General features: G+C 60.1%; 31 protein-coding genes. 30 read left to right on the plus strand and 1 reads right to left on the minus strand.

The features are described 5' to 3' along the window. The first annotated feature begins 51 nt into the window (after nucleotides 1-51). From ABIQ96_RS10340 to ABIQ96_RS10420, 17 genes are all read left to right on the plus strand, one after another. Nucleotides 52-204, plus strand: coding sequence for a hypothetical protein (locus ABIQ96_RS10340; protein ID WP_348214503.1), 153 nt, complete (start codon nucleotides 52-54; stop codon nucleotides 202-204). After that, a complete protein-coding gene (locus tag ABIQ96_RS10345; protein WP_348214504.1) occupies nucleotides 201-362 on the plus strand; it encodes a hypothetical protein in 162 nt (53 codons plus the stop codon). Before ABIQ96_RS10340 ends, ABIQ96_RS10345 begins: the two co-directional genes overlap by 4 nt. After that, nucleotides 359-1,030: an N-acetylmuramoyl-L-alanine amidase gene (locus ABIQ96_RS10350; RefSeq protein ID WP_348214505.1), complete on the plus strand. Its 672-nt coding sequence runs from the start codon at nucleotides 359-361 to the stop codon at nucleotides 1,028-1,030. Before ABIQ96_RS10345 ends, ABIQ96_RS10350 begins: the two co-directional genes overlap by 4 nt. A 64-nt stretch (nucleotides 1,031-1,094) precedes the next feature. Next, nucleotides 1,095-1,322: a hypothetical protein gene (locus ABIQ96_RS10355; protein WP_348214506.1), complete on the plus strand. Its 228-nt coding sequence runs from the start codon at nucleotides 1,095-1,097 to the stop codon at nucleotides 1,320-1,322. A gap of 82 nt (nucleotides 1,323-1,404) precedes the next feature. After that, nucleotides 1,405-1,776: a hypothetical protein gene (locus ABIQ96_RS10360; RefSeq protein WP_348214507.1), complete on the plus strand. Its 372-nt coding sequence runs from the start codon at nucleotides 1,405-1,407 to the stop codon at nucleotides 1,774-1,776. Between the two features lie 5 nt (nucleotides 1,777-1,781). Then, nucleotides 1,782-2,054 carry a hypothetical protein gene (locus tag ABIQ96_RS10365; protein ID WP_348214508.1) on the plus strand — a complete coding sequence of 91 codons (273 nt, stop codon included), beginning with the start codon at nucleotides 1,782-1,784 and terminating at the stop codon, nucleotides 2,052-2,054. Nucleotides 2,055-2,108: 54 nt separating this feature from the next. After that, nucleotides 2,109-2,657 (plus strand): hypothetical protein, encoded by a 549-nt coding sequence (locus ABIQ96_RS10370; RefSeq protein ID WP_348214509.1) that lies wholly within the window; start codon nucleotides 2,109-2,111, stop codon nucleotides 2,655-2,657. Nucleotides 2,658-2,815: 158 nt separating this feature from the next. After that, a complete protein-coding gene (locus ABIQ96_RS10375) occupies nucleotides 2,816-4,261 on the plus strand; it encodes a hypothetical protein (protein WP_348214510.1) in 1,446 nt (481 codons plus the stop codon). Between the two features lie 24 nt (nucleotides 4,262-4,285). After that, on the plus strand, nucleotides 4,286-4,501 hold the full coding sequence (locus ABIQ96_RS10380; RefSeq protein ID WP_348214511.1) for a hypothetical protein: 216 nt from the start codon (nucleotides 4,286-4,288) through the stop codon (nucleotides 4,499-4,501). Between the two features lie 100 nt (nucleotides 4,502-4,601). Beyond that, nucleotides 4,602-6,113 (plus strand): DUF935 family protein, encoded by a 1,512-nt coding sequence (locus ABIQ96_RS10385; protein ID WP_348214512.1) that lies wholly within the window; start codon nucleotides 4,602-4,604, stop codon nucleotides 6,111-6,113. After that, the gene (locus ABIQ96_RS10390; RefSeq protein WP_348214513.1) at nucleotides 6,110-7,156 is read left to right on the plus strand and encodes a phage protease; all 1,047 of its coding nucleotides are present in this window, start codon (nucleotides 6,110-6,112) and stop codon (nucleotides 7,154-7,156) included. Before ABIQ96_RS10385 ends, ABIQ96_RS10390 begins: the two co-directional genes overlap by 4 nt. A gap of 47 nt (nucleotides 7,157-7,203) precedes the next feature. Continuing rightward, nucleotides 7,204-7,587 (plus strand): hypothetical protein, encoded by a 384-nt coding sequence (locus tag ABIQ96_RS10395; RefSeq protein ID WP_348214514.1) that lies wholly within the window; start codon nucleotides 7,204-7,206, stop codon nucleotides 7,585-7,587. 39 nt (nucleotides 7,588-7,626) lie between these two features. After that, nucleotides 7,627-8,547, plus strand: coding sequence for a hypothetical protein (locus ABIQ96_RS10400; RefSeq protein ID WP_348214515.1), 921 nt, complete (start codon nucleotides 7,627-7,629; stop codon nucleotides 8,545-8,547). Between the two features lie 120 nt (nucleotides 8,548-8,667). Next, a complete protein-coding gene (locus tag ABIQ96_RS10405) occupies nucleotides 8,668-8,952 on the plus strand; it encodes a hypothetical protein (protein WP_348214516.1) in 285 nt (94 codons plus the stop codon). Between the two features lie 2 nt (nucleotides 8,953-8,954). Further along, nucleotides 8,955-9,401 carry a hypothetical protein gene (locus ABIQ96_RS10410; RefSeq protein WP_348214517.1) on the plus strand — a complete coding sequence of 149 codons (447 nt, stop codon included), beginning with the start codon at nucleotides 8,955-8,957 and terminating at the stop codon, nucleotides 9,399-9,401. Nucleotides 9,402-9,405: 4 nt separating this feature from the next. Continuing rightward, on the plus strand, nucleotides 9,406-9,762 hold the full coding sequence (locus ABIQ96_RS10415) for a hypothetical protein (RefSeq protein WP_348214518.1): 357 nt from the start codon (nucleotides 9,406-9,408) through the stop codon (nucleotides 9,760-9,762). An 11-nt stretch (nucleotides 9,763-9,773) separates the two neighbouring features. Continuing rightward, complete coding sequence (locus ABIQ96_RS10420) at nucleotides 9,774-11,189, plus strand: hypothetical protein (RefSeq protein ID WP_348214519.1); 1,416 nt, start codon at nucleotides 9,774-9,776, stop codon at nucleotides 11,187-11,189. On the opposite strand, the gene ABIQ96_RS10425 is transcribed toward ABIQ96_RS10420, so the two are convergent. Beyond that, entirely contained in the window at nucleotides 11,164-11,331 is a 168-nt protein-coding gene (locus ABIQ96_RS10425; RefSeq protein ID WP_348214520.1) for a hypothetical protein, read from the minus strand. The two genes, ABIQ96_RS10420 and ABIQ96_RS10425, sit on opposite strands and share 26 nt — an antisense overlap. 14 nt (nucleotides 11,332-11,345) lie before the next feature. Between ABIQ96_RS10425 and ABIQ96_RS10430 the strand changes: the two genes are divergently transcribed. The 13 genes from ABIQ96_RS10430 to ABIQ96_RS10490 all read left to right on the plus strand — a co-directional run. Beyond that, entirely contained in the window at nucleotides 11,346-12,002 is a 657-nt protein-coding gene (locus tag ABIQ96_RS10430; RefSeq protein WP_348214521.1) for a hypothetical protein, read from the plus strand. Nucleotides 12,003-12,049: 47 nt separating this feature from the next. After that, nucleotides 12,050-12,496, plus strand: a complete 447-nt coding sequence (locus ABIQ96_RS10435; protein ID WP_348214522.1) for a hypothetical protein — start codon at nucleotides 12,050-12,052, stop codon at nucleotides 12,494-12,496. 82 nt (nucleotides 12,497-12,578) lie between these two features. After that, nucleotides 12,579-12,743, plus strand: coding sequence for a hypothetical protein (locus ABIQ96_RS10440; RefSeq protein WP_348214523.1), 165 nt, complete (start codon nucleotides 12,579-12,581; stop codon nucleotides 12,741-12,743). A 35-nt stretch (nucleotides 12,744-12,778) separates the two neighbouring features. Further along, the gene (locus ABIQ96_RS10445) at nucleotides 12,779-13,348 is read left to right on the plus strand and encodes a hypothetical protein (RefSeq protein ID WP_348214524.1); all 570 of its coding nucleotides are present in this window, start codon (nucleotides 12,779-12,781) and stop codon (nucleotides 13,346-13,348) included. 25 nt (nucleotides 13,349-13,373) lie between these two features. Continuing rightward, nucleotides 13,374-13,754, plus strand: a complete 381-nt coding sequence (locus ABIQ96_RS10450) for a hypothetical protein (protein WP_348214525.1) — start codon at nucleotides 13,374-13,376, stop codon at nucleotides 13,752-13,754. A gap of 4 nt (nucleotides 13,755-13,758) precedes the next feature. Continuing rightward, nucleotides 13,759-14,454 (plus strand): hypothetical protein, encoded by a 696-nt coding sequence (locus ABIQ96_RS10455; protein ID WP_348214526.1) that lies wholly within the window; start codon nucleotides 13,759-13,761, stop codon nucleotides 14,452-14,454. Next, on the plus strand, nucleotides 14,451-16,205 hold the full coding sequence (locus ABIQ96_RS10460; protein ID WP_348214527.1) for a hypothetical protein: 1,755 nt from the start codon (nucleotides 14,451-14,453) through the stop codon (nucleotides 16,203-16,205). The genes ABIQ96_RS10455 and ABIQ96_RS10460 overlap by 4 nt, the downstream gene beginning before the upstream one ends. Nucleotides 16,206-16,208: 3 nt before the next feature. Next, nucleotides 16,209-16,640: a hypothetical protein gene (locus tag ABIQ96_RS10465; protein ID WP_348214528.1), complete on the plus strand. Its 432-nt coding sequence runs from the start codon at nucleotides 16,209-16,211 to the stop codon at nucleotides 16,638-16,640. Nucleotides 16,641-16,660: 20 nt separating this feature from the next. Then, a complete protein-coding gene (locus tag ABIQ96_RS10470) occupies nucleotides 16,661-18,217 on the plus strand; it encodes a hypothetical protein (protein WP_348214529.1) in 1,557 nt (518 codons plus the stop codon). A 4-nt stretch (nucleotides 18,218-18,221) separates the two neighbouring features. Continuing rightward, the gene (locus tag ABIQ96_RS10475; protein ID WP_348214530.1) at nucleotides 18,222-19,910 is read left to right on the plus strand and encodes a hypothetical protein; all 1,689 of its coding nucleotides are present in this window, start codon (nucleotides 18,222-18,224) and stop codon (nucleotides 19,908-19,910) included. Next, nucleotides 19,903-20,526 (plus strand): hypothetical protein, encoded by a 624-nt coding sequence (locus tag ABIQ96_RS10480; protein WP_348214531.1) that lies wholly within the window; start codon nucleotides 19,903-19,905, stop codon nucleotides 20,524-20,526. Before ABIQ96_RS10475 ends, ABIQ96_RS10480 begins: the two co-directional genes overlap by 8 nt. After that, nucleotides 20,523-21,494 (plus strand): hypothetical protein, encoded by a 972-nt coding sequence (locus tag ABIQ96_RS10485; RefSeq protein WP_348214532.1) that lies wholly within the window; start codon nucleotides 20,523-20,525, stop codon nucleotides 21,492-21,494. Before ABIQ96_RS10480 ends, ABIQ96_RS10485 begins: the two co-directional genes overlap by 4 nt. A gap of 693 nt (nucleotides 21,495-22,187) precedes the next feature. Next, nucleotides 22,188-23,557 (plus strand): transposase (locus tag ABIQ96_RS10490; protein WP_348214533.1); only part of this gene is annotated, 1,370 nt, incomplete at its 3' end.

Below are 23,557 nucleotides of genomic sequence, written 5' to 3' on the forward strand. Positions count from 1 at the left end.
TTCGCAAGCTGTGGACCCCCTGAATTTTCCAACCAATTACCCCAAAAACGAATGTCCCCCGGCGGTGCAGGATTGATCGTCACAGCGGTAGCGCTGCTGCTGTGCCTGCGACGCCGGGGGGCGACACTTTCCAGCGGCGAACAGCGGCAGGAGCAGAATGAGATCCTGGCCGGAATGGAACTGCACCGGGAGGATCTGTTATGATGGCCAACCTCGCGAATGCCTACCTCCTGTGGCTCGGCTGCACGCTGATGGCCGGGATGGTCTGCGGCTGCGGCTTCATCCTGCTGATCATGCAGGGTTCCAGAAACTACGACGCGACTGATAGAACACGCCGGACCTTTACCAAACAACGGAAATGAAAATCTTTGATTCGATTCTTGCCTGGTTGAAAAGCCTCAGTCGTCCGGCGGCCATTCAAACCCTTTTGGGTGGCAGGCAGATCGAGGTGGTTGACCATTGGCTGACCGGCGCGACGCGTTTGAAATACCCGGCCGGGCCGGAGATGCGGATCCGCCGCTTCGGCATCGCGCATTTCACGTCCGGAGCGACGGCGCTTTCCTCAGTGGATTTCTGGCGCTCGACCGATGCGCATGGAGCGGAGGCGCATGTGATCATCGACCGCGACGGCACGATCTATCAAATCCGCGCATTCAACCAGAAGGCGGATCATGCGGGCGAGTCCACCTGGCATGACCAGCGGACGACTTACACCTGGCTGAATAGTTGTTCCATCGGCATCGAGTTCGCCAACGGCGGCGACGATGCCAGCTTGATCCGCCGCTATTCCAATCTCCCGCCCGTGGTCGCCCGGCACAAGAACGGCGGGCAGATCACTTCCTGGGAGGCTTTTCCCGAGGTGCAGATCCTCGCGGGCATCGCGGTGTTCCAAGCCATCACGAAAGCCTATCATCTGGATGACGTGGTCGGGCATGACGACATCGCGCCACGGCGCAAGGTCGATCCCGGCCCGGCGTTTCCCATGCAGCGGCTGCGTGAAGCCTGCGGTTTTTCCGGCCTGCCGAGGTAAGGTGCCGCGCCGCAGTTGTCACGGTTCTGGCAGAACGGGCGGGCTTGGTGGCAATGGTTTGGGCATGAATCCGAAACCGATTTTCCAAAGCAAGACCATCGTGGGTGCTTTGATCATGGCCGCGACCATCGCGGCGCAGTTCTATCAAGCGCCGGTTTCCCAGGACGAAATCAACCAGGCGGGCGGACAGCTCCAGCAAGTGCTGGAAGGCGTCTCCGCTCTCGTCGGCCTGGTCATGGTCATCTACGGCCGGATGAAAGCCACCCGGCCCGTCACCATTCTCGGGAAGTGATTCCCGAACGGGGCGCGGTGGTTCCATGGCTGGTTGACGCCGCGCCCCACACTTTAGTTAGAAGCCATAATTCACAATCTACATGATCCCCTTCACTTTCATTGCTGATGCCGCCCCTGAAGTCACGCCGACTTCGATTGGCGTGTTCGTGCTGATCGCGATCCAGCTCTCCCAGTTCTTCTTTGCCTACAAGCGGGACAGTCGGGACGGGCAGGCGGTTTTGAAGTCTGACCTGGAAGCGCTGAAGAAGGATTTCCAGAAGCAGCTCGGCAAGGTGGAAGCGAAGATGGAAACGAGCCAGCAGGAAAGCACCCGCGCTCGTGAGGAAATCCGCACTGAGATCGGGGCTGTGGCAGTGAGCAATGCCACGCTGGTGAAAGGCCAGGAGACCATCGAACAGACGATGATTTACCAGGGCAGGAAGATCGACACTCTGCTTGGCCGCCATTCCTAACCGCCATGACCGCCGAACAAAAACAGATTTTGCGTGATGCGTTGTTGGCCGCGTTGGTGGTTTCCGCTCCTCTCTCGCTGCCACTCGCCACTCTGTTGGCGACGGCCAAGGCGGCGGGTTTCCGACTGACCAACGAGGAGCTGGAGCAACATCTTGATTACCTGGTCAAGCGCGGCTTCGCCCGGCTCCCGGTGGGCAGGACGCTTTCCGCAGGGGTGAAACGGTGGGAGTCCACGGCGGAAGCGGTGGATTACTGCGAAGCCGAGGGGCTGGTCTAGCGGAACACCGAACATCGAACGTTCAACATCGAACATCGAAGTGAAGAAAATCTAATGTCATCCAAGGTCGAAAAGGAACTGACACCCGAAGAGGTGGTCGAGCTGCTCGAAGCGCTGGCCAAGACGCCGGGCGGGCATGTTCTCGCGGTGATTAAGGAGGCGGCGAAAAAGCGAGGCGTTGAAATCTCGCTGATGGGTGCCTCCAGTTTCCGGGACGGTGCTTTGCATCCCTATCTCACCCGGCTGAGAGAAGCCCGCCACAAAAGCGAAATGCTGGCCGAGGCCGTGACCGCCGGTGATGAATCCGGGTTGCTTGCCGGTGGCCGCACGGCACTGGCGGAAAAGGTGGTGGACTTCCTAATGACGGATGACGCCACACCGAAGCAGTTCTCCTCACTGGCGCTGACGCTGCAAATGCTCTCGTCCTCCAACCAGGGCGACAAGCTAACACAAGCAAAGCTCCGGGCCTTCGAGGTCAAGGAGGAGGAGCGCCAGGCGGCCAAGCAAAAGATCGAGGAGAAGAAGGCCGCGCTGATCAAGAAGGGCGGGGTCTCGAAAGAGGCCATCGAGCTGATGGAGGAATCCCTGGAACTCTTCGGCTAATCCTGAAAATGAAGCGGGCGAGAAAATCAACCCCAGCTGGCGCGGACGCGTCCGGTAAGGGCGATGCCGCCGAAAACGCTCCCGCCGCTCGCACGGGGCAAACCACGGCTCGCACGGCCCCTGCCAATCGTCCGCGCAAAGTTTCCGCGTCATGCACCGTGAAGGCATTTCCGGGTAAGGCGAAAATCCGGCCCACTAATATAAAGGCGCGGTTCCTTCCCTATCAGACGCGCTGGGTGAAGGATCAGGCCCGCATCAAGCTGATGGAGAAAAGCCGCCAGGTGGGAATCTCCTGGGCAGATGCTTATGAAACGGTGCGGTCCATCGCCCCGGCGAGCCGGGTGCATGATACCTGGATCAGTTCCCGTGACGAAGGACAGGCCGCTCTCTATCTAAATGACTGCGTCGGCTGGGCAAGGGTTCTCCAGCACGGTGCCAAGGATCTGGGCGAAAAGGTTTACGAGGATGAAAAGGGCAAGGCCTTCAAGTCCTATGAAATGCAGTTCGCCAACGAGCGGGTGATTCATTCGCTCAGTTCCAATCCGGATGCCCAGGCCGGAAAGCGCGGACCGCGCAAGCTCGATGAGTTCGCGATCAATCCGCACCAGCGGAAGTTATATGCCATCGCGTATCCGGGCATCACCTGGGGCGGCAATCTCTCGATGATTTCCACCCACCGGGGGAATCTGACCTTCTTCAATGAACTTGTTAGAGAGATCAAGGAAAAGGGCAACCCGAAGAAGATCTCGCTCCATACGGTCACTCTCCAGGACGCGCTCGACCAGGGCTTTCTATTCAAACTCCAGACCACCCTGGCGAAAGCGAACCCCGAGGATCCGATCCTCGACATGGACGAACCGGAATACTTCGACATGGTCCGCCGCGAATGCCCGGACGAGGAAAGCTTCCTCCAGGAGTTCTGCTGTATCCCGGCCGATGACAAGGCCGCGTTCCTGGAATGGGATCTGATCGCGGCGGCGGAATACACGAAGGGCGAGATCTGGGACAAGATCGACCTGCACAACTGCATCGGTGACTTATATATAGGCGTGGACATCGGCCGCCGCCATGACCTCACCGTCATTTGGATTCTTGAGAAGATCGGCGGGTATTATTTCACCAGGCGCGTCATTGAGCTGAAGAACATGCCTTTCTCCAAACAGGAGGAAATCCTGTGGCCGTTGATCGCGGAGCGGAAAGTGAAGCGTTGCTGTATTGACGCCACCGGCCTCGGCATGCAGCTCGCCGAACGCGCCCAGGAGAAGTTCTCCATCTATCGAGTGGAGGCGGTGACGTTCTCCGCGCCCGTCAAAGAAGAGCTGGCCTATCCGGTCCGCTCGCTGATGGAGGACCGGGCGTTGAAGATTCCGGAGAGAAAGGAAATCCGTGCGGACTTGCGTGGTGTTAAAAAAGAAACCACGGCGTCAGGAAACATCCGTTTCACGGCGGACACCGGGCCGGACGGTCACTCGGATAGATTCTGGGCTTTGGCCTTGTCTGTTCATGCGGGCAAGACGCCGACGGGAATCGTGCTGCCGCCGGTGCGGACGAAGATCTGGACGCCGGATGCGGTGATGCGCGGGGATCGTTCGTTGACTGGCTAACCGAAACATTTTATGCAAACTGAGATGATCGACAAACTGTTCCTGGAACTTTCCCAGGTGACGACCGCGAAGACGGCGCGGGAGTTGGAACTGGAAGACCTACTGATATCCGCCCGCGCAATCGCAGAGCGTAAGGGTGAAGGCACCGCATGGGAACGATTCTCAGAGCGATTGCGCCAAGCTGGAATCGGCACGATCACACCGAGGACGTTTCGGGTGCTGCCAGATGATGATGAATAAATGATGGCAAGGGACAGGATGTCCCTGCTACAGGTCCGCGCCGCAGTTGTCACGGTTCTTGAATGGGCGGTGATGTCGCGTGCATGGGTGAGGGCGTTTCATGAAGCTGCTCACGACCGACCTAACCGACAACATGCTGTCCACGCAAAATCCGTTGCGGGGATTGAACATGGGTCGGGTGATCTCCGAGTTGGAGGCTGGCCAGCGTGGCGAACTTTCCAATCTCCAGTGGCTTTACCACTTCATTGAAAAGCGGGATGCCACTTTGCGCGGTGCCAAGCGGCGGATTCTATCCGCCCTGCTGAAGCTGGATTGGGACATCAAGATCCAATCCGATTTAGACGATGGCCTCAAAGCCAAGGCGGAGAAGCAGGCGGAGAAACTCAAGGCCGCCTACCAGGGCATGACAGGTTTCCGCGCCGCGCTGAAGCATCTGGCGCTGGCGGAGTTCCGCGGCTTCTCGCATGTGGAGAAACACTTCGGCAGCGGTGGTGAGATCATCGGCCTGGAGCCGGTGCCGCAATGGCACTGGTGCAAGCAGGGTTATTACGGCGACTGGTTGTTCCAGGAAAACGCGCTGCATGGAGGCGTTTCCGGCGTGGAGATCAAGCCGGAGAATTTCCTGATTCGCGAGGTCGAGGATCCGATCAATGAAATCGCGCTGCCCGCCTTCGTCAGGAAAGGTCTATCAGGAAAAGATTTTGATGCCTACATCGCCCGCTATGGAATCCCGTTCGTGTTCTGGATCCTGCCGGACCAAATGGCGGCGGCCCTCGCCGATGACCCGGCGAAGATGCAGGCGTGGATGCGGATCATGCGCGGCATCGGCAGCGATGGCGAAGGCATCATTCCCGGCGGCACGCTGGAAACCCTGGACAGCGGCGGCGGCGGCAAGGATCAAAATCCGTTCCTCCAGCATCTCGGCTATCAGGATGAACAGATCGTGATGGCCGCCACGTCGGGCAAGCTGACGATGCTCAACGAAGCGACCGGCCTCGGCTCTGGAAACTCCGAAGCCCACCAGGATACCTTCGACGACATCGCCTTGGCACTGGCCAAGGAGATCTCCGCGTTATTTCACGAACAGCTCGACGTGCCGATCCTCGCGAAGTCCTTCCCCGGCGAAACCCCTCTCTGTTATTTCGAGCTTGCGGCCAAGGATGCCGAGGATGTCGGCAAGCTGGTGGAAAACGTCAAAAACCTGGCCGATGCCGGATGGGTGATCGACGGCGCGGAACTCAGTGAGAAAACCGGTTACACCCTAACCGCCAAGGCCGCCGCTGTGCCGCCGGTCGATCCCGCCAATCCGGACACGAAACCGGATCCCGCCAAGCTTGCCGCTGAGAAGAAACTCCTGGATGAAAAATCCAAGCTGCCGGGTTCAAAGAACCGGGCAACCAAATCCGTTGACTCCGCCCTGGTCACGGCATTGACCGCCGACGCCCAACCGCTGGGCCGTGCGGTGGAGTCCGCTTGGGAAGCCGATGACATTCCCGCGCTCGATGCCGCGATGAAAGCCCTGGCCGAAAAGGCACCCGAGTTCATGGCAAGCCCGGAGCTGGAAGCATTGTTAGGAGCCGAGCTGGTTCAAGCCCTTTTGGATACCCCATGAAAAACGAACTTCATTGCAGCGGACGTTTCCGCGACCTAACCACCTTCAACAAGACGCCGAAGCCATGGACGCACGTCGCCTCGCTGGGAGAGTTTCCCGGCACGGTGGACATTCCCGCCGGCTACGATGTGCCGGGATACGGCGTGGCGGCGGAGGACATGTCGGTCGAAGGGCTGACGGTGTTTGATGCGGCCGTGTTTGAGAGCCTGGTGCAGTCGTTCGAGGGTGACATCCTGATCGACGCGGACCATCTGTCCCACGACATGACGCAGTCCACCGAAGCTCTCGGCTGGGGGCATGCGCTCCGCTACGGCGGCGACCGCAGCGAGCTGGAGCTGGAAACCCCGTGGACTCCACCGGGCCGGGAGAAAATCACCACCCAGGTTTACCGCTACATCTCCCCCGAGTTCTCCGGATCCGTCCGCTATGAGGCCGGGGTTTTCAAATTCTATCCGACATCCCTAACGGGTGCCGGGCTGACCAACCGGCCCAAACTGAAAGCGCTCAGGCCGGTGAGCGCGAATCGCAAAACTGAATCCAACAAAAGTATGTCCACCATCAAATCACTCGCCCTGCTCTGCGGGCTTCTCGGCGTCCCGGAAACCACCCCCGAGGCGGAACTCGAAACGAAAACCACGGCGTTCAAAGCCGATGTCGCCACCTCCAAGAACCGCGCTGCCGAAGCCGACAAGCTGGAGACCGAAGTGAAGGTCCTGCGTGCCGAGGCCATCGAAAGCGATCTCGAAACCTACGCCGCAGTCATTGAAGACAAGGAAGCCGCCAAGGAACTCCTCCAGCTCAACCGCGCCGCCACGGTGAAGACCTTCGCCGCCCAGATGGCGAAGAGGGGCGAGGATCCAAACAAGCCCCTGTTCCAAAAGAACCGCGCCACTCCTCCCGACGGAAAGAAATTCACCGAGGCGGAGGATGACCAGAAGGAAAGCAAGCGCACGGCTTTGGTCGCCACCGTCAAGAATCGCGAGAAGTGCGATTTCCAAACCGCCTGGACCATCGCCAAGGGCGAGAAGCCGGAACTGTTCTGATCCCATCCACTACACGTTAGAAACCAAACTCCAGACACCAAAACATCATGATCTCTCGTTCCGATGCCATCATCCCACTCACTCCCCTTGCCGATCACACCGGCCTTGAGGGATACTTCGTGCTGCCATCCGGCGGCATTGTCACCTCCGCCACGGCCACGCTGCCGCTCGGCGTCATTACCGAAGGATTTCCCGTCACCGGAAAAGACTCCGTCGCGCTGCACAACTTCGGCGGAATCGTGAAGGTCAAGCTGGGTGCCGCGCCCGGCGCTGTCGTGGCCGGTTCCTCCCTGGTTCTCCAGGCGGACGGCACCACCAAGCTCGACCCCGGTGCTGGCACCGCCCGGATCCGTGTGGCCCGCGCAATCGAAGCCGGTGTCGCCCAGGAACTCATTGATGCCGTCCTCGTCGATCCCGCCATCCTCGCCTAACAGACACTCCAGAAACCAATACCCTAACACCATACGATCATGCCTGCTTCAGCAGCTACCCGAAACATCTACCTCTCGAACTACGCGAGCGGCCTCGCCCAGGATCGCACCACGAGCCTGGCCAACTTCATTGCCCCGATTGTTGCCTGTGGAATTGCCCACGGACAATACAAGAAATACGGGGACAAGAACGACTTCCAGGTTTACGACACCTCACGCGCCGTGGGGGGGAACCGCAAGCGGATTGAATTCTCCGCCACCGATCCGTTTTTCAACTGCGTGCCGCAGGGCCTGGAAACCACCATCGACGACTACGAACGCGAACTCGCCGGGGAAAAAGGAATCAAGGCGCTCCAGGAATCGAAGATCAGGAACCTCGTCGGTGCCTGTTCCACCAGCCATGAGAAGAAGATCTTCGACATGGTGAAGGCGGGCAAGGCCGCGTCCGGCGGCGTGGGTGTGTGGTCCAACGCTGCAAACGATCCCGTTGCCGAGATCGACGCGCAGATCGAAGCCATCGCCACCGACACCGGCCGCATGCCCAACCGGATCATCTTCGGCCTCGGTGCCTGGAGGGTCTTCCGCAATCACGCGCTCGTGAAAGCCCGCCAGCCAGGCGCGGAACTCATCGGTCTGACCGGCGATCAAGCCGTGCGCATGACGATCAATCCGCAGATGGAATTCCGCGTGGGCATCCTCAGCTACGACACGCTCAAGGCGGGCGCGGCCAAAAACGCGGTGAACATCGTCGGCGGTGAGGTCTTCCTCTTCTACGGATCCGACAACCCCGACCAAATGGACCCGTCGTTCGCGAAGACTTTCGCGACGACCGCCACTCTGGTCGATGGCGTCCGTGAATACCGCGAGGAGCGGGCGGCATCCGATGTCTACTACGTCGATTGGACCGAAGATCCCGAAGTCGTGGCAGCGTCGTGCGCACGCCGGATCACGCTTTCCTGAATCCTCTGGTTCCGGTTCGTGCGGCGGGATGGTTAATGGTTTTCCGTTCCGCCGCATCACCGGCATCACGAGTTGATGGTTGAGAGTTGAAAGTTGATAGAAAGAAAAGAGAGACCAGCCATGCATGATTTAGATAAGCCGGAAGATGTAGCCACCGTGAGAGCGTTGTTGGCGGAGGTGGATGCCGTGGAACTGGCGGCGAAGGCGAACGCCATTTCCGGAGGGAGCCAGACTCCAGACGGTGCGGTGAAGGTGGCGGAAATGACGGTGATGGCGGCGCTTCGCAGTCCCGGCAGTCGGATCCTGGTGGCGGGTTTCTGCGCCTTCGCCAATGGCGGCAAGGTTACGCTCTATTTCGCCGAAGAGATCGCGGCTCAGGAAATCCAAACCGGGGAGGCCCTCTAACCATGTGGCGGCAGATTACCGAGGATGATCTCCGGAGCTGCATCAACAGCGCGGAGGAAGCGGCGTTCCGGACGAAGTTGTTAGCCGAAGGCCAGAACGATCCGTTTGCCCAGGTGTTTCAACAGTTCACCGGGACGTTCCGTGATGCGATCCGCAGCCACTCCGCGAATAAACTGGATCCGGATCCGGCGACGCTGCCGGAAGGCGCGATCACACAAGCGGTGATTCTGATCCGGCAACGGCTCTGCGGTCGCTTCAACGTGGGCGAGCAAACCGAAACCCGGCGCGATGAATTCAAGGAAGCCAGTGCCTATCTGAAGGGCATCGCCAAGGGTGATCCGCTGGTTGAGCAGCCTTCGGCCGAAGAGATTACCCAGACGCCGGTGCTTGCCCCCGCCGTGAATGAATCGCCCCGCCGGGATGGATGGCGGAATCAGGACGGAATCTAACTCCATGGCCAATTCCCCGCCCATTTCGGAACATGCCGCTGATCGCGCCAAAGAGCGCTTCGGGCTGAACCGGCGTGCCATCGGCCGTGTTGCGGCTGCGGCACTCGAACATGGGATTTCCCCCACCGACACGCGGGGAAGCCTCCGCCGCTATCTGGACGTGAAGGCCGCGCTGCATCCCGGTTGCGAGCCGGTGATTCACCATCTGCGGGTTTTCGTTTTCGGGCGTGAGGACACGTTGATCACGGTTTGGGAACTGCCGCATGAATTTCTCCGGAGCGCGGAGAGTGCGGTGAAGAAGGCCAGAGGAACATCGAACATCGAACGCCCAACATCGAACATCGAAGGGAAGAAGGTCTGATGGCTAACGGGATGTCAGATGCTTGGGAGCTTTTGAACGGGAAGGTTTCGGTTCCTTCGGAGCTGCGGACGGCGGAATGGAGCCGGGTGCCGCAGTGGATCCGGGAGCGCCAGTTCTACTCGGCCGGAGTGGCGCAGGCAAACATCCTGGCGAATTTCCGGAATGAGATGGCTTTGATTTCCAACGGCGCATCGAGCATCGAGCAGAGCCGCAAGCGCATCGAACAGTTTCTGGACAGCGTGGGCTATCAGCCGGAGGCGGGGCAGGAAGGAACCATTAAGGATCTGCGCTCGATGCGGCGGATCCAGGTGATGTTGCGGACCAACGTCCGGCTGCTCCAGGGCTGGGCACAGAAGGAGCGCGGGCTGAAAACTCTGCGGAGTTCACCCGCCTGGGAGCTGATCCGGCTGGAGAACCGCAAGACGCACCGCGCATGGGTGATGCGATGGATCCGCGCCGGGGGCAGGCTTTACGGCGGCCGGATGATCGCGCTGAAGGACGATGGAATCTGGCAGCGGTTAGGCAATGGCGACAAGGACAGCCTCGGGGTGGACTATCCGCCGTTCGCGTGGGGAAGTGGGATGGGCTGGCGTGCCATCGGATTCAATGAGTGCAAGGCGCTCGGTTTGCTGGAAGGATGGACGCCACCCGCGCCGAAGCCTTTGAGCAGTCCTAACGAAACTTTACAGACGAAGCCGCGGATCGTGGAGCCGGTGATGCGGAAAGCGCTGGCCGACCGGATGCTAGGGCTGGCGGAATGGCAGGGCGACACGTTTGTCTTCACCGATCCTAACGGCACGCGGCCGATGTCCGCCGCGAAGCTCGATGCGGTGTGGCAGCGAGGCGTGACGGAGACGTTCCACCGGGATACGCCGGACGGAAACGACCAAGGGCTTTTCCAACGGCATGCGCTGAAGTTATGGGTGGAGGATCACACCAGTTTCGAGCGGGACGATTCCATGAAGCCGCCGCCTGGCAGGCTGGATGTGTTTGATGATTTGCTGCGGTTGTTCGAGCGGATCGAGCCGCTGGCCGCCACGGTTCCGGTGTTCCGGGGGATGGCGTTCAAGGCAAAGAAAACCTTCGACGCGATGATCGCCCGGTTGGAAAGCCTGATGGTTTACGAGCCACTGGCTAACAAGCCTGCGGAGTCATGGAGCATCGCGGCGAGCGGGGCGCGGAAGTATGCCGCGCCGGGCAGATTCAAGCTCACGCTGATCTGCGAGAAGAGCTACGGAGCGAAGGACATTTCCCCGCTGGTGAGAAGCCTGGCCGATGAGATCCGCAATCCGGATCCTGCCCACCCGTTGCTGACGGACGGCGAAGTGATTTTCCTGCAAGGCGCGATGTTCAAAGTCACCCGCATCGAGCGCGGGAAGATCACCACGGAAGGAGGGGAGGTCACCGTGTATGTGGAGCAACTTTGAGCTGATCCGCAATTTGCTTTTCCTCGCTGGCTGGCTTGCGATGGAGATTGCCAGCCTTGCGGCGGGTGCTCTCCGGCATGGCCTGAGCCTTGGCCAGCTCCGGAATGGGCTGGTGAAGCTGCTTGGCGGCCTTGGTTCTCACGGGAGGAACCTGCCATGATCCGGCTGGAAGTCAATGTCCGCGACCTGGGCGTCGGCAGGCAGCTCGCCGGGATGGCGGAGGCGCTGGCGGACAAGGAAGGGCTGCACGCCAAGATGGCAGAGAACGTGGAAACCTCCCTGATCGATCACCTTCACGCGCAGAACTCCCGCAGTCCGAATTCCAACTATTTTGCGAAGGCGGCCGAAAGCGTGGAGGTGGAGGCCGACGAAAATCACGCCACGGTTAGAATCACCCGGATCGGGATGGCGCTGCATTATAATGGCGGCACCGTGCTTCCCGGCCAATCCATCAGTTCCTTCACGGGCGAGCCGACGAAGGCACAGGCCATTCCGACCGATGATGTCCCGCGCCAGGGACCGGAGAACGAGCGGGCATCGCCACGGGAAATGGGACTGCTCGCCTTCATCCCGAACCGCAAAGGAACCGGCACCATCGGCTATCTGGTGGAGGGTGAGGAAAAGGAAATCACCCGAGGCTCGCGCAAGGGCGGCAAGCGGATCGTGCCCAAACCGGGCGGTGATCTATTCTTCGTGCTGAGGAGCTGGACCACGCACCTCGCGGACGAATCCGTCCTGCCCACCCTGATCGCCCTGCAGGAAGCCGCCCGTGATGGCGGGCTGGAACATATCAACTCCTACACGGATGTTTGAACATCGAACATCGAACGCCCAACATCGAACATTGAAAGGAAGAATTTATGAGCAGATGGAATGACAAGGCCGAAGCCATTGCGTGCATGCTGCGCGATGTGGAAATCTCCGAAGGGAAACTCCTGCTTGAAGGCGTGGGAGTGATGATCAACCGGACGGAGAAGTTGCTCGAACAGGTGGGCGAAGTCGTGGGCAAGGCCGACGCCAAAGGCTGCGTGATCATCAAGCATCTGGGCGGCAAGAATCCCGACCGGAAGTCTTCCAAGCTGCGGCTGGGCGCGAGGTATTCGATCAGCCTGTGGTGCCAGGAGATGGTTTACAGCGGGATGCCGCCGGATGATCTATCCGAACTGATGGGCGACGCGCTGCATGGTTGGGTGGATCCGCGACCCGGGCAACTGATCCACCGGCTGGAGGTGGACTCCATTATCATCGTGCCAGCAAAGGCGGGGTTTCTGGTTTATGAGATCATTGCCGAGGTGAGCAGGGTTTGAAGAGGTTGATGGGAAGACAGGGACGCGCCGCAGTTGTCACGGTGCTTGAATGGAGGCGCGGGCGGGCGGCATTGATTTCCCCATGCCCAAGGACATCGAAGCCCCGCTCCTCGCCTGCACCGTAATCGTTCCGTCCGTTGAGATCGGCGATCTGATCTGCGGCGACGGTCATAAGATCAAGCTCACCCAAGCCGAGGCGGATGCCTTGCTCGCCATGCCTCCCGCCATCCGCGTGGACGGCATCTGAAACCACCCGACACCCACCGCTAACACCACAACATCATGCCAGCTGCATTTGGAACCCTCATCGAGCGCCTTTACGGTCAAACCGTTTTCTTCGCGCCGAATGGCTCACTCATCGGGACTTCCGGCGCGGCGATCTCCGCAACGGCGAAACCGGCGACGCCTTCCACCGCTTATCCGGACTACTCATTAGGCCGCGTGAGCGAGGGTGCTTACGATCCGAAAAGCCAAACAGTTGTCCGAAGCTGGTGCTCTCCGACCGGTGGCAAGAAGCAGAGGACGGATACGAAGGCTATCGAGGATGCCTTCAACATCTCCACCATCGACTTCCCTCCTCAGCTTTACGATCAAATCATGTTTGGGACCGACGCCCTGGCAGCGGCCGGTTCGCAACAAATCTGGAAGAACGGAGCCCGTTACAAGGATGGATGGTTTTATTCGAAATTGATCAATGAATCGGGTGTGGCCTTCGGTGTGATGGAATTCCACGCGCGCCTAACGATTACCAAATTCCCGAAAATCAACGGGGAAGCGGCGGTCGCGGAATGGCGAGTCACCGATCTCGCCGATGGCGGGGCGTTGAACACCATCGACAGCGCTGTCGGCTAACACCTCCGCCACTCGCCAGCCAGCCATGTCAGAGATAGGATCGCTCACACCCGCCGCGCTCGACTTCGAGCCGGTGATGCGTGGCGATACGTTTCCGGCCCGGCCGCTGGCAATGCTCTCCCAGGACGGCGCGGCGGTGGAGGTGACGAGCGCGCTGCTTCAGGTGCGGACGCGGCTGAGGCAAACCCTGGTGACGGAATGGAAAACCAGCGATGACTCGATCCTCATCAGCGGCAGCCCGACGCCGAACATCATCACACTGGCTGAGAAGCCAGCGGCGGAAACCGCCGAATGGCCGTTAGGACGGCATGACTACGACCTTGAAATCACCCTGGCAGATGGCCGGGTGATCACGCTTTTCAAAGGGGACTTCCCCGTCAACCGCGACACTTCCCGCAGCGCCTAACGACATGCCCGCACCCGCCATCAGTCTCGGAGATCGAATTCTTGTCGTTGAGCTGGCCGGCACCGGCCTGATCGAGCTGCGGGTGAACGACGGCTGGATCGAGCAACGGCCGCTGGGGGCCATCACCTGGCAGCAGGTGATCGCGGTGGCGGAAATCATCATTCCACCACCCGATTTAAACCTCCTGCTGAGGGAGGTGCCGGCTAACGAAGTTCTGGCCGTGCTTGTCACCAGCACCAACCCGGATTTCATCCAACGTATTTTTACCGCGCTCGATGGCGATCATTACGAACACGGGATCAGGTCATCGCCGTTTTGGGACGGGAAGCTTGACTGGGAGGATGATGGGTTCGGCCTCGGGCATTGGCGCTTTACCGACGATCTGACAGCCACTCAATGGGTGAGTGATTCCCTTTCCTATCCGACCCCGCCATCCAGCGCCGGATCCTGGACTCAGGACGCCGGGACTACCGATGACGGGGTGATCACCGCCGCTGTCTATCCTCTGACTGTCGGGCAATCCCTGCGCGTGCTTGAAGACGCGAGCGCCAACCCTGGGATTTTCACCTTGGTGGACCCGGTGGCAATGATCTGGCACCCGCCGGGGACGCTCTGGAATGCGGATTCCGTTTCCTATCAGCGCCCCGTTTTGTCGGGTGAGACCCTTGGATCCCAAAGCCTTGTTTACGTGAATCTATGAAAAAAGTATTACTCATTCTCTCGCTGCTCGCCACCGTCGCCCAAGGCCAGTTCCTGAACGTCACCGGCGGAAACATCGGCGCGAATGGCGACGCGTTTCTAACCAACATGGGCGGGACGACGGCCGGCAAGGCCTTGTTCAAGGCAGCCAGTGTCGCGGCGGCGAAAATCACACTTGGCCTCACCGTCGGCGCGGACGTTCAGGCATACGATGCGGACCTCACGACCTATGCGGGAATCACGCCATCGGCGAATATCCAATCGTTTCTAGCAGCGGCGAATTACGGCGCGGCCAAGACGCTGCTGTCGCTGAACAATGTCGACAACACCAGCGACGCGAACAAACCGGTGTCCACCGCGACCACCACCGCGCTTGGGCTGAAGGTAGATACTTCGAAGCTCTCAACAACTGGAGGAATCGACAAGGTCCCTCAAACCAGTGGGACTGGAGTTTTTCGCACGACAGCAGTAAACGGCTCGGACGGAGTTACTCCGCCCGCAATTCGCCTTGCGGGTAACCAGCGAGTTGAATTAGAGGACACCACGGGTGCTGCCGCTGCGAACTTTCGGCTGATCACCCTTCACGGTGCCAGTGGAAATGTCGGGGGCAACTACCCCGAGGCGATCCTTGAAGCGCCGCGTATCTGTTTATATTGGCAAAACGGGCTTCAGATCGGCGACGCTTACGTCTATGGCAGCAGTGTTCGGTCAGATCATTTTGGTTACGTAAACCCACTGCAAACATCTTCATCCGCAACCACGTATCCGTTAGGCGAGTCCACTCCCATTTTCCTCAATTCACAACTTTGGGATGGTGCCGTTACGCGAATTGCCAAGGTAGGCATTCAATTTGAAGCAACAGGCGACGGAACCGGCGAAGTGTTTTTCGGGATTGGCTACCCTGGTGACTATTACGCACTGGGTTCGCACAACAGCGTCAAGCTTTCAGCTGCCTCGGTTCCTTTCTCCATTGCCAACGGCGGTCCCAAAATTGGCACAGGGAAGGTCCTTACTTTTGGTGACGGAACTACCATGTCCACGGCGGCGGCTGGTGGCACTGTCGCTGTCAATCTCGGAGGCACCGGAACCACCACAGCAAGTCTGCTGCCGACAGGTGACTGGACAATGACTCAAAACAGCGTCCCTGTTTTCCGGAGTGATGCCACCAGCGCCAAGACCAATACCATCCGCGTAACCGGGGGCTTTGTAAGAGTAGGACCATCACAAATCACGACTGCCGCTGCCTATCCCTTTGAGGTTCGGGTTGCTGCGGCCGGCCCGTCCTCCGGTGAACTTTATATGGACACAAATGGCACTGTTTTTGTGGGCAGGCTATCAACGTCACCCGGCGATGACTCGGGAAAACTGGTTGTCCAGGACCGCGAGGGAACGGTGATCATGTCGATCAGCGCGGTGACAAACCTCAACACTTTCGGTCCTTACAACGTCACTTCCTTTCAAAACGTCACGGATTCCACCTCCAGCACGACTGGGGCGGTCAAGCTGTCCGGCGGCTTGGGGATTGTGAAGTCTGTTTACTCAGGCGCTAACATCGGTGCGACCGGGTATCTTAAAATGGGCAATACCACGGTCGGTTCCCTCGCAGCTGCGGCCACTGCGGGGCTTGGAGCAACGATGATTGTGACCGACTCCCTGACTCCTTCCGTCGGCTCAAGCGTGGCGGCCGGCGGCTCGGCCAAAGCCGTGGTGACATCCAACGGCACCAACTGGATTGTCACCTCTCCACTCTGATCCATGCGCCACGCCTCGGAATGGAAGCTGACGTTTGACCCGGACGGAACACCGCTGGTGCTGGTGGACTACGGCCAGGAGATCGACAACGAATTGTCCATCGCGCTGGAGCGGGCGTGCGAGCTGGTGCCGCTGCTCGAAGCGGATCCCTTCATCCGCGACGAGGAGAGTCAGAGCCATTCCTTCAGCGTGAAGGTCTACACCTATCAGACTCTGGACAAATACGCCCGGCGCGACGCGCTGAACTCGCTGATCTCCACCGCCGCGCTGGGGAAGAAGCCGCTGAAGGTCGAAGTCAACGGCATCGGCGGGTATTGGCAATACGCCAACAGCTGGCTCCGGACGCTGATGCCGATGATTGATTTGGACGCGGATGCTCCCTGCTACTTCAAGCAATACAACATCGTGGCGGTGGGATTCTCCCGCACCCCTTGAACTGATAGAAAACAACGGCCATGAGTGACAAGAATCTTGAAATCGGAATCAATGTGAAGGGCGCGGATGCGGCCGCCGCAGACCTTGAGAAGGTAGCCGCCCAGAAGGACGGCCTGAGCAAGGCCGAAGCGAAAGATCTCGCAGACCTGAGAAAGCAGCATGAGGAGATTCTGGAGGTGCTCGCCAAGAATCCGGAGCTGGGCGGCTGGCAGAAAGCGAAAGTGGCGGTGGAAGAACAGATCGCCGCCTACGAGAAACTAACCGAGAAAAGCGACGCGCTCGCGAAGTCCACGAAAACCGTGGAAGAGGCGACCTCTTCCGCCGCGCCAAAGGTGGAAGCCATGGCTGAGAAAGTGAAGTCCGTGGGCGAAAAGTCCGACGAAAGCGGACCGAAGCTGGACAAGCTAATCAATTTGGAAAGGGCTGAGGCGTTCGAAAGGTTCGGCCAAGGAATCGGACGCATGGCGTCATTCCTGGGGACGATGGCTGAAAAAACGAAGGCGGTGCCGGAATTGTCGGAAGCTCTTGCGAAAACCTCTGAGGTTGCCGAGGCCGCAGCCGGCGGATTCGAACTGGCGGCACAGGGCTTCGCGGTGGGAGGGCCTTTCGGCGCTGCGATTGGCGGGCTGATCGGGCTGATGTCCGGCCCGCTGAAAAACGCGTTCTCGGGGATGGTGACGGATCTGGGCAATGCCGAGGCGGCTGAGAAGCGAGCGGAGCAAGGCGTGAAGGATCTGGCGAAAGCGAGGCAGGATCTAACCACGCAATTGCACAATGAAAACCTAGCTTCCTTTATCCGTGAGGAGACGAAAGCTTTCGACGCGCAACTGGAATCGATACGGTCGGCGGCAAGGCTCGCCGCCGAAGGTCGGAACGCGGATGCCTCCATCGGTGCTGCCTCAAGGGCGGTGAACGGCAGCGGGTCGGATGCGAACCAGGCCGAGTTGGACAAAAGGCTCGCCGACATCGATGCCGGGGTTAAAACGGCGACCCAGCTGGCGGCCACCGCCCTGGACAAGAAGAACCTGTTGGAAGGGTCATTGCAGACCGTCGTCAACCGGGAAGGCGAACAATCGCAGGCTGCTAAAACGGCGGCGGCCGATGCGAAAGCAGCAGCGACAGCGGCGCAGAAAGCCGCGACGGATCGTGACGAAATCACGGCGGCGGCGGAGATCCAACGGGTCGCAGCCAAGGCTGCAGTCATCCAGACGCTCGGGGAAGCGAATCAAGCCACACAGGCTGACCTGAAGACAGCCATCACGGCCCAGGCGACGGCGGCTAGAGATACAGCGGCGGCGGAGATCGAAAGGACCAAAGGGAAAGTCAGCGGCGACCTCAAGGGGGGCTTCGACCGGCTGAATCAGTTCCTCTCCGATAACATCCCCGATGACCAACAGACCCAGCAGATTTTCAATGCGATTGCTCAGATGAAAAATTCGGATAGCGCCATCAAGGGCAAACTCGATGAAGTCTTCACCGCTCAGGGGAAAAACTTCAATGAGCTGGCAAACATCCTTGAAGGTGTAAAGGCAGAGCAGAGAAGCTTTAACCTGCGCCTCCAGGGCATCAAACGCTAACACCATGTCCTATTTCCTAAAAGGCCAGGCATCGAGGCCGATGACGAATGTGAAGCGACCTTTCTCGCAGTTCAACATCCTGTCCGACACACTGCGGTTTTCCTCACTGGAGGATGATTTCTACCTCTACACCAGCGAGACGGAAGACTCCGCAGGAACGGGCGTGCTGCTGCCGGGGATGCTCCAGGCGATGGAGCTTTTCAAAGACGATGACCGGAAATTCCGCGGGCATGTGACGGAGATCAATCCGGGCATCGGCGCGGTGACGGTGCGGGTGGACGGCCCGTGGTATTGGATGCGGAAGATCGATCTATCAGGCAACTTCACGCCGCCCTTCAACAGCAGCGGCACGGCGGATGACCGGCACAACTACGTTTTCCCGCAGCAAGGTCTAGCCACCTCCCTGGCCGCGCTGATCACGAAGTTCGCCGCGCTGGGGGTGCCGCTCCAGCTAGGGAGCATCGACACGATGTTCAACAGCATTCAGATGTCATTGCCTAACATGAGCTGCGCGGACGCCCTGGCTGAAGTGCTGAGGTTCTGCCCGGATGCGGTCGCCTGGTTCGACTACACGGGAGCGTCCGGCTCGCTGCCGATCCTGAACATTTCCCGGCGCGGGGCGATGACCTCACAGACCTTCACGGTAGGAACGCACCGCTTCGACAAGAATTCCTTCAACATCCGGCCGCGCACGGACCTGAAGCTGAGCATGGTGAAAATCAAGTATGTGGACCGGCACCCGACCACAAACAAGCAGCGGTTCCAGAGCCAGGACGCGGGCACGGCGGTGGACGGCGAGATCCAATACATGACCCTGAGCGGGCCGGAGCGGATGGCCTTCATTCCGAAGGATGATCTGGATTCCGTTTTCATCAAAAGCAGCAATGGCCTAACGGCGGCATTCGTGGCGTCGCGGGACGGGGATCTCTCCCAGCTCAAGGATCAGTATGGAACCACGGGCGAGCCTGCCAGCAGCTTTCAATACTACGGGGAAGGCAGTCCTTTCCGCCCGAAGATCACCGCGCAGTTCCCACCGCTGGCGGTGAAGGACTCCACCGGTGTGTTGATTTCGACGGGCGCACTGCCGGCCGGTAAATATGTGGTGACGAGCAAGGCCTCGCTGCCGGACTGGGCGATAAAGGCGTATGACGCGGTGCAAGTGACGATCACCGGGACATGGCTCGGCTGGCAGGCGGGAGCGTCCCAGGGTGACTGGACGCCGACCTATCAGGCGTGGCAGGCGGGGGCGTGGCAGGCGGGTGCGGGCTATGCCGACGCAATCGGCACAACGCATGTCTATTATTTCGCCCGGCAATTTTCGATATCCGTGTGGATGATCGACACGCAATTCGTGACGAGCACCGAGGTCTTCAAGCCGTGGGACACCGCCTACGCGACGCCGCCGGCGAACCTGGCCACGAACTGGCTGGCGTGCCAGAACTGGGTGCCGTGGGATGGGCCATTCACGCTGGTGGAAGATGATCTCACACTCGCGAATCTGGTGAGGAACAAGATCAACGTGGCGGGCAGTCTGGCGGATTGCGCGACGATGGACGCGCTGCTTCGCGGCATCACCTACGAGATCAAGCGCGGGCGGCGGACCTTCGACCTCGGGCCACCGGCGAGGACGGACTTCCGGACGGCCGGGAACCGCGTCAGGCAGGAACCTCAAGGGAGCTTCGAGTATGTCTAACTCATTTCCGAACTACGAACTGGTGTGGATGACGAGCGGCGAGCGCGGCACGCCGTGGCGCGATGATTTCACGTCCTCGAATCCGGGCATCATCCAACACGTCTCGACGGGTGAGGAAACCGGCGAGGAGGGCTGGCTGAACTGCGATAGAAACATTCGGCACTGGTGGTGGGAGAACGGCGCGGCCGTGGAAACCGAATGGCTGGTCTTCATGGAATATGATACGCTCCCCCGTGCGAATCTGGCCGCCGCGCTGGGCAAGCCGAGGCCTCGGGTGGGGATGATGGGTGCCACCGTGATGCAGGGCGTGAGGGATCGCGGCTGGCCGGGCTTCCAGGACATCGACAAGCTGCCGCTGAAGATGCGGGCGGGTGCCATCGGCATCTGCCCGCAGGCGATCTGCGCGGTGAGGCGTGACGTGCTCGATGCGATCTGCTCGCCCGTTTACGACGAGCTGTTCGCGGTCTCGATGCTTGGCGAGCTGAGGCTGACGACCATCGCGGGCTATGAGGGCTTCCGGATCCAGGCAGCGGCAGCGATGCCGAATGTGAAGGCCTATCGGATCGCCGCGCCGGGTGAAGGGGTGTCGGGAATCTTCCACGCGATCAAGCCATGAAACAGTTTCAACCTTACTTCGATGCGTTCGGCAACATCCGGGTGATGAACGGCTGGGTGGTCCAGTCCAGGACGGGCATCCGGATTTCCACGGGCCTCGGGAGCGAGCGGATCCGGATCGAGGCGGATCGGCTGGAGGGAATAGTCGAGGCGGCGGCACCGGCGCGGGCGGTTTTCGTCGGCGGCAGCGGCCGGAATTTGATTTCCTCGGGACTGGCGGTGCCGATCTCGGGTGCGCTGCCGCCGGTGGGATTCTTCGTGCCGACGACGACGGATAACTTCCAGTGCGGGATTTATACAATCACGGTGACCGGCCCGGACGATGCGACGATTTCAGACGGGGTCGATGTGGTCGCCATTCTGACGACAGGCGGGACCGCGCCGGTGGGTGCTTTCGATTCCACTCCGTATGGCGAGCTGACCTACAACGCCTCGCTGCCTTTCACGCTGACGGTGGTCGGCGAGGGCATCGGCTCGGGTGTCCGGCCGGATGTCGCGGTGAGTATTTCAACTGGTTCCGCCCAAGGCGGCGACTACCTGACGACGGCACCGGAAAGCTATGAGTCGGACACGGATGCGGACTGGACCATCGAGATCGATCCGTCCGGCAGTGCCGAGCTTCGCTACCTGGGGACCGCCATGGCGACCCGGGCGACCGGTCAGCCTCACGACCCCGAGGGCGACTATCAAGCCACCGTCGCCGGGATGGCGGCCTACAATCTGACGGATGACGCGCCGGTGGACGGTGAGGTCTGGTGGGCATTCGTCCGCAAGATCCCCGAGGCACCGAAGGCGGGGTTTACTTATCTGGAGATCATCGAAGCGGCCGGGGATTTGTCCTCGGTAGTCGGGCCGACGTTCGCGACGACGATCCCCTCGCCATCGACCGATCACTACTTTTTCGCGCTGGCCCATTCGGACGGCGCGGGTGGGGTGGAACCGATCCACACCGGGCCTATCCTCTGGTGATTTCCGGAGCGAACGGGGAAATTAACAAAACCTCTTCCGATTGTTTACAGAACGTTTTTGCGCGATACGATCGTCTAACGAGGCCGAGATGGGAACGAAAACGGGAACGGTTCCAAGAATGTTCTCATAAGCTTTTAGCGATCCGCTTATCACGTTTGCTTGCTGGAATCGATTCTCCGCGGTGACGAACTGGGGATCATTGCCACCCTTGCTTGATGGGATTTCAATTCCCTTGTGTTCTGCAAAATTAGAATGCCGTTCAAGCAAAGACCTCTACTGCCTCCACTGCTGATCCCTCGCGGCGGCTCTGGCACTTACCGTATATAATCGGGGAAATCTTGTTGTTTTGGTCCGCCGACATTGTAGGCGGAATCATTCCCCCGGACCAGTCTGTCAGATCGGTGGTGGACTCGACCGTGTCGGCGACCCCGCTTCTCTGGAGGAAACTGATGGTGAGAGAAGTTGCGGACCCGGAAAGAGATCACCCCCGCCCGCTTCGGTGGAGTTGAAAGCGAATGCGTATTTGCTCGCGTTGTTCACCATCGGAATCTGACCAACCCGTGTCCGAGTGCGCCAGCCGGTCCGGCTCGCGCACTGATGACGCCGGTCAATGGCGTCGGTTGAGATCTCTGAATCGAGTCCTTAGCAGCCTGTTGAAAAACCGCACGGATCCTGCTTACCTCAATTCCCAGCATGTTCAAGCCCCGCGACACCGCCGCAGACGCCCAGCCCCAGTTCTGGGTTGAAACCAAACGCCTTCCCAAAGCCACCGCCAGCACCTTCTACCGCAAGCTCGACGAGACCCTCGATCGGATCGGATTCACTGAAGGCGTGCGCGAAATCTGCCAGCCCGCCTATGCCGATTCCTCACGCGGCGGACGTCCCGGCATCGATCCCGCCGTCTATTTCAAAATGCTCATGATCGGCTTCTTCGAAAACCTCCCCAGCGAGCGCTCCATCGCCAGCCGCTGCGCCGACTCACTCTCCCTGCGCGCCTTCCTCGGCTATCAGATCGACCAGGACACCCCCGACCACTCCAGCCTATCAGTCATCCGCAACCGCCTCGGCGAGGAAATCTATCAATCCGCCCTCGAACTCGTCCTCAAGGGCCTGCGCGACCACGGCCTCCTCAAAGGCCGCCACCTCGGCATCGACTCCAGCGTCATCGAGGCCAACGCCTCCCTGCGCGAACTCGTCCACCGCAACACCGAGGAACAATACTGGGACTACGTCAAACGCCTCGCCGCCGCCGCCGGCATCGATCCCGACGACACCAAGGCCGTCCGCCAGTTTGATAGAAAACGCGAGGGCCGCAGCACCAGCAACCAGGAATGGGTCAATCCCCACGACCCCGACGCCAAGGTAGGCGTCACCAAACACGGCGCCTGCGACATGATCTACAAACCCGAACACATCACCGACCTCGAAAGCGGAGCCATTGTCGCCGCCACCGTCCGCCACGGCAACGATGGCGACACAAAGGAGCTAACATCTCGCGTCCTCGCAGCCGGCACCACCCTCGCCCGCGTCTGCGACGACCCCAAACAGGAACAAGTATTGCGAAGTCTAACTGCCGATGAAGGCTACTTCTCCGCCCTAGGAAACCTGCGGACTCCAAGGCGAAAACATCCGTGCCATCATCGGCGATCCCCACGCCAGCCAACGCCGCAAGGAAAGCCAAAGCCCCATCGTCAGACAAGTCCTCCACAAGGCCCGCCGCGCCGTGAAGAGCGCCAGCGGCAAAGCCCTGCTGCGCAAACGCGGCCAATACATCGAACGCAGCTTCGCCCACGTCCTCGACCGAGGCGGACTGAGACGCACCACCCTGCGGGGAAAAGCCAATCTCACCAAACGGCAACTCGCCGCGGTGCTCGCCTTCGACCTCTCACTGCTGATGCGCAAGCTCACCGGCTACGGCACGCCCAAACAGTGGCTGGCAGGGGCCCATGGGGCATTTTTCGGGCTGATAGGATGGCTGATGCGGAAGCTGTCGCGGCTCGACAGGGATCCTGTCGCCCACGGCATCGGTTTTCGGTCAATCCACACGATTTACAAACCCGCGA

The sequence above is a fragment of the Luteolibacter sp. genome, assembly GCF_039920825.1.
Lineage (GTDB): Bacteria > Verrucomicrobiota > Verrucomicrobiia > Verrucomicrobiales > Akkermansiaceae > Luteolibacter.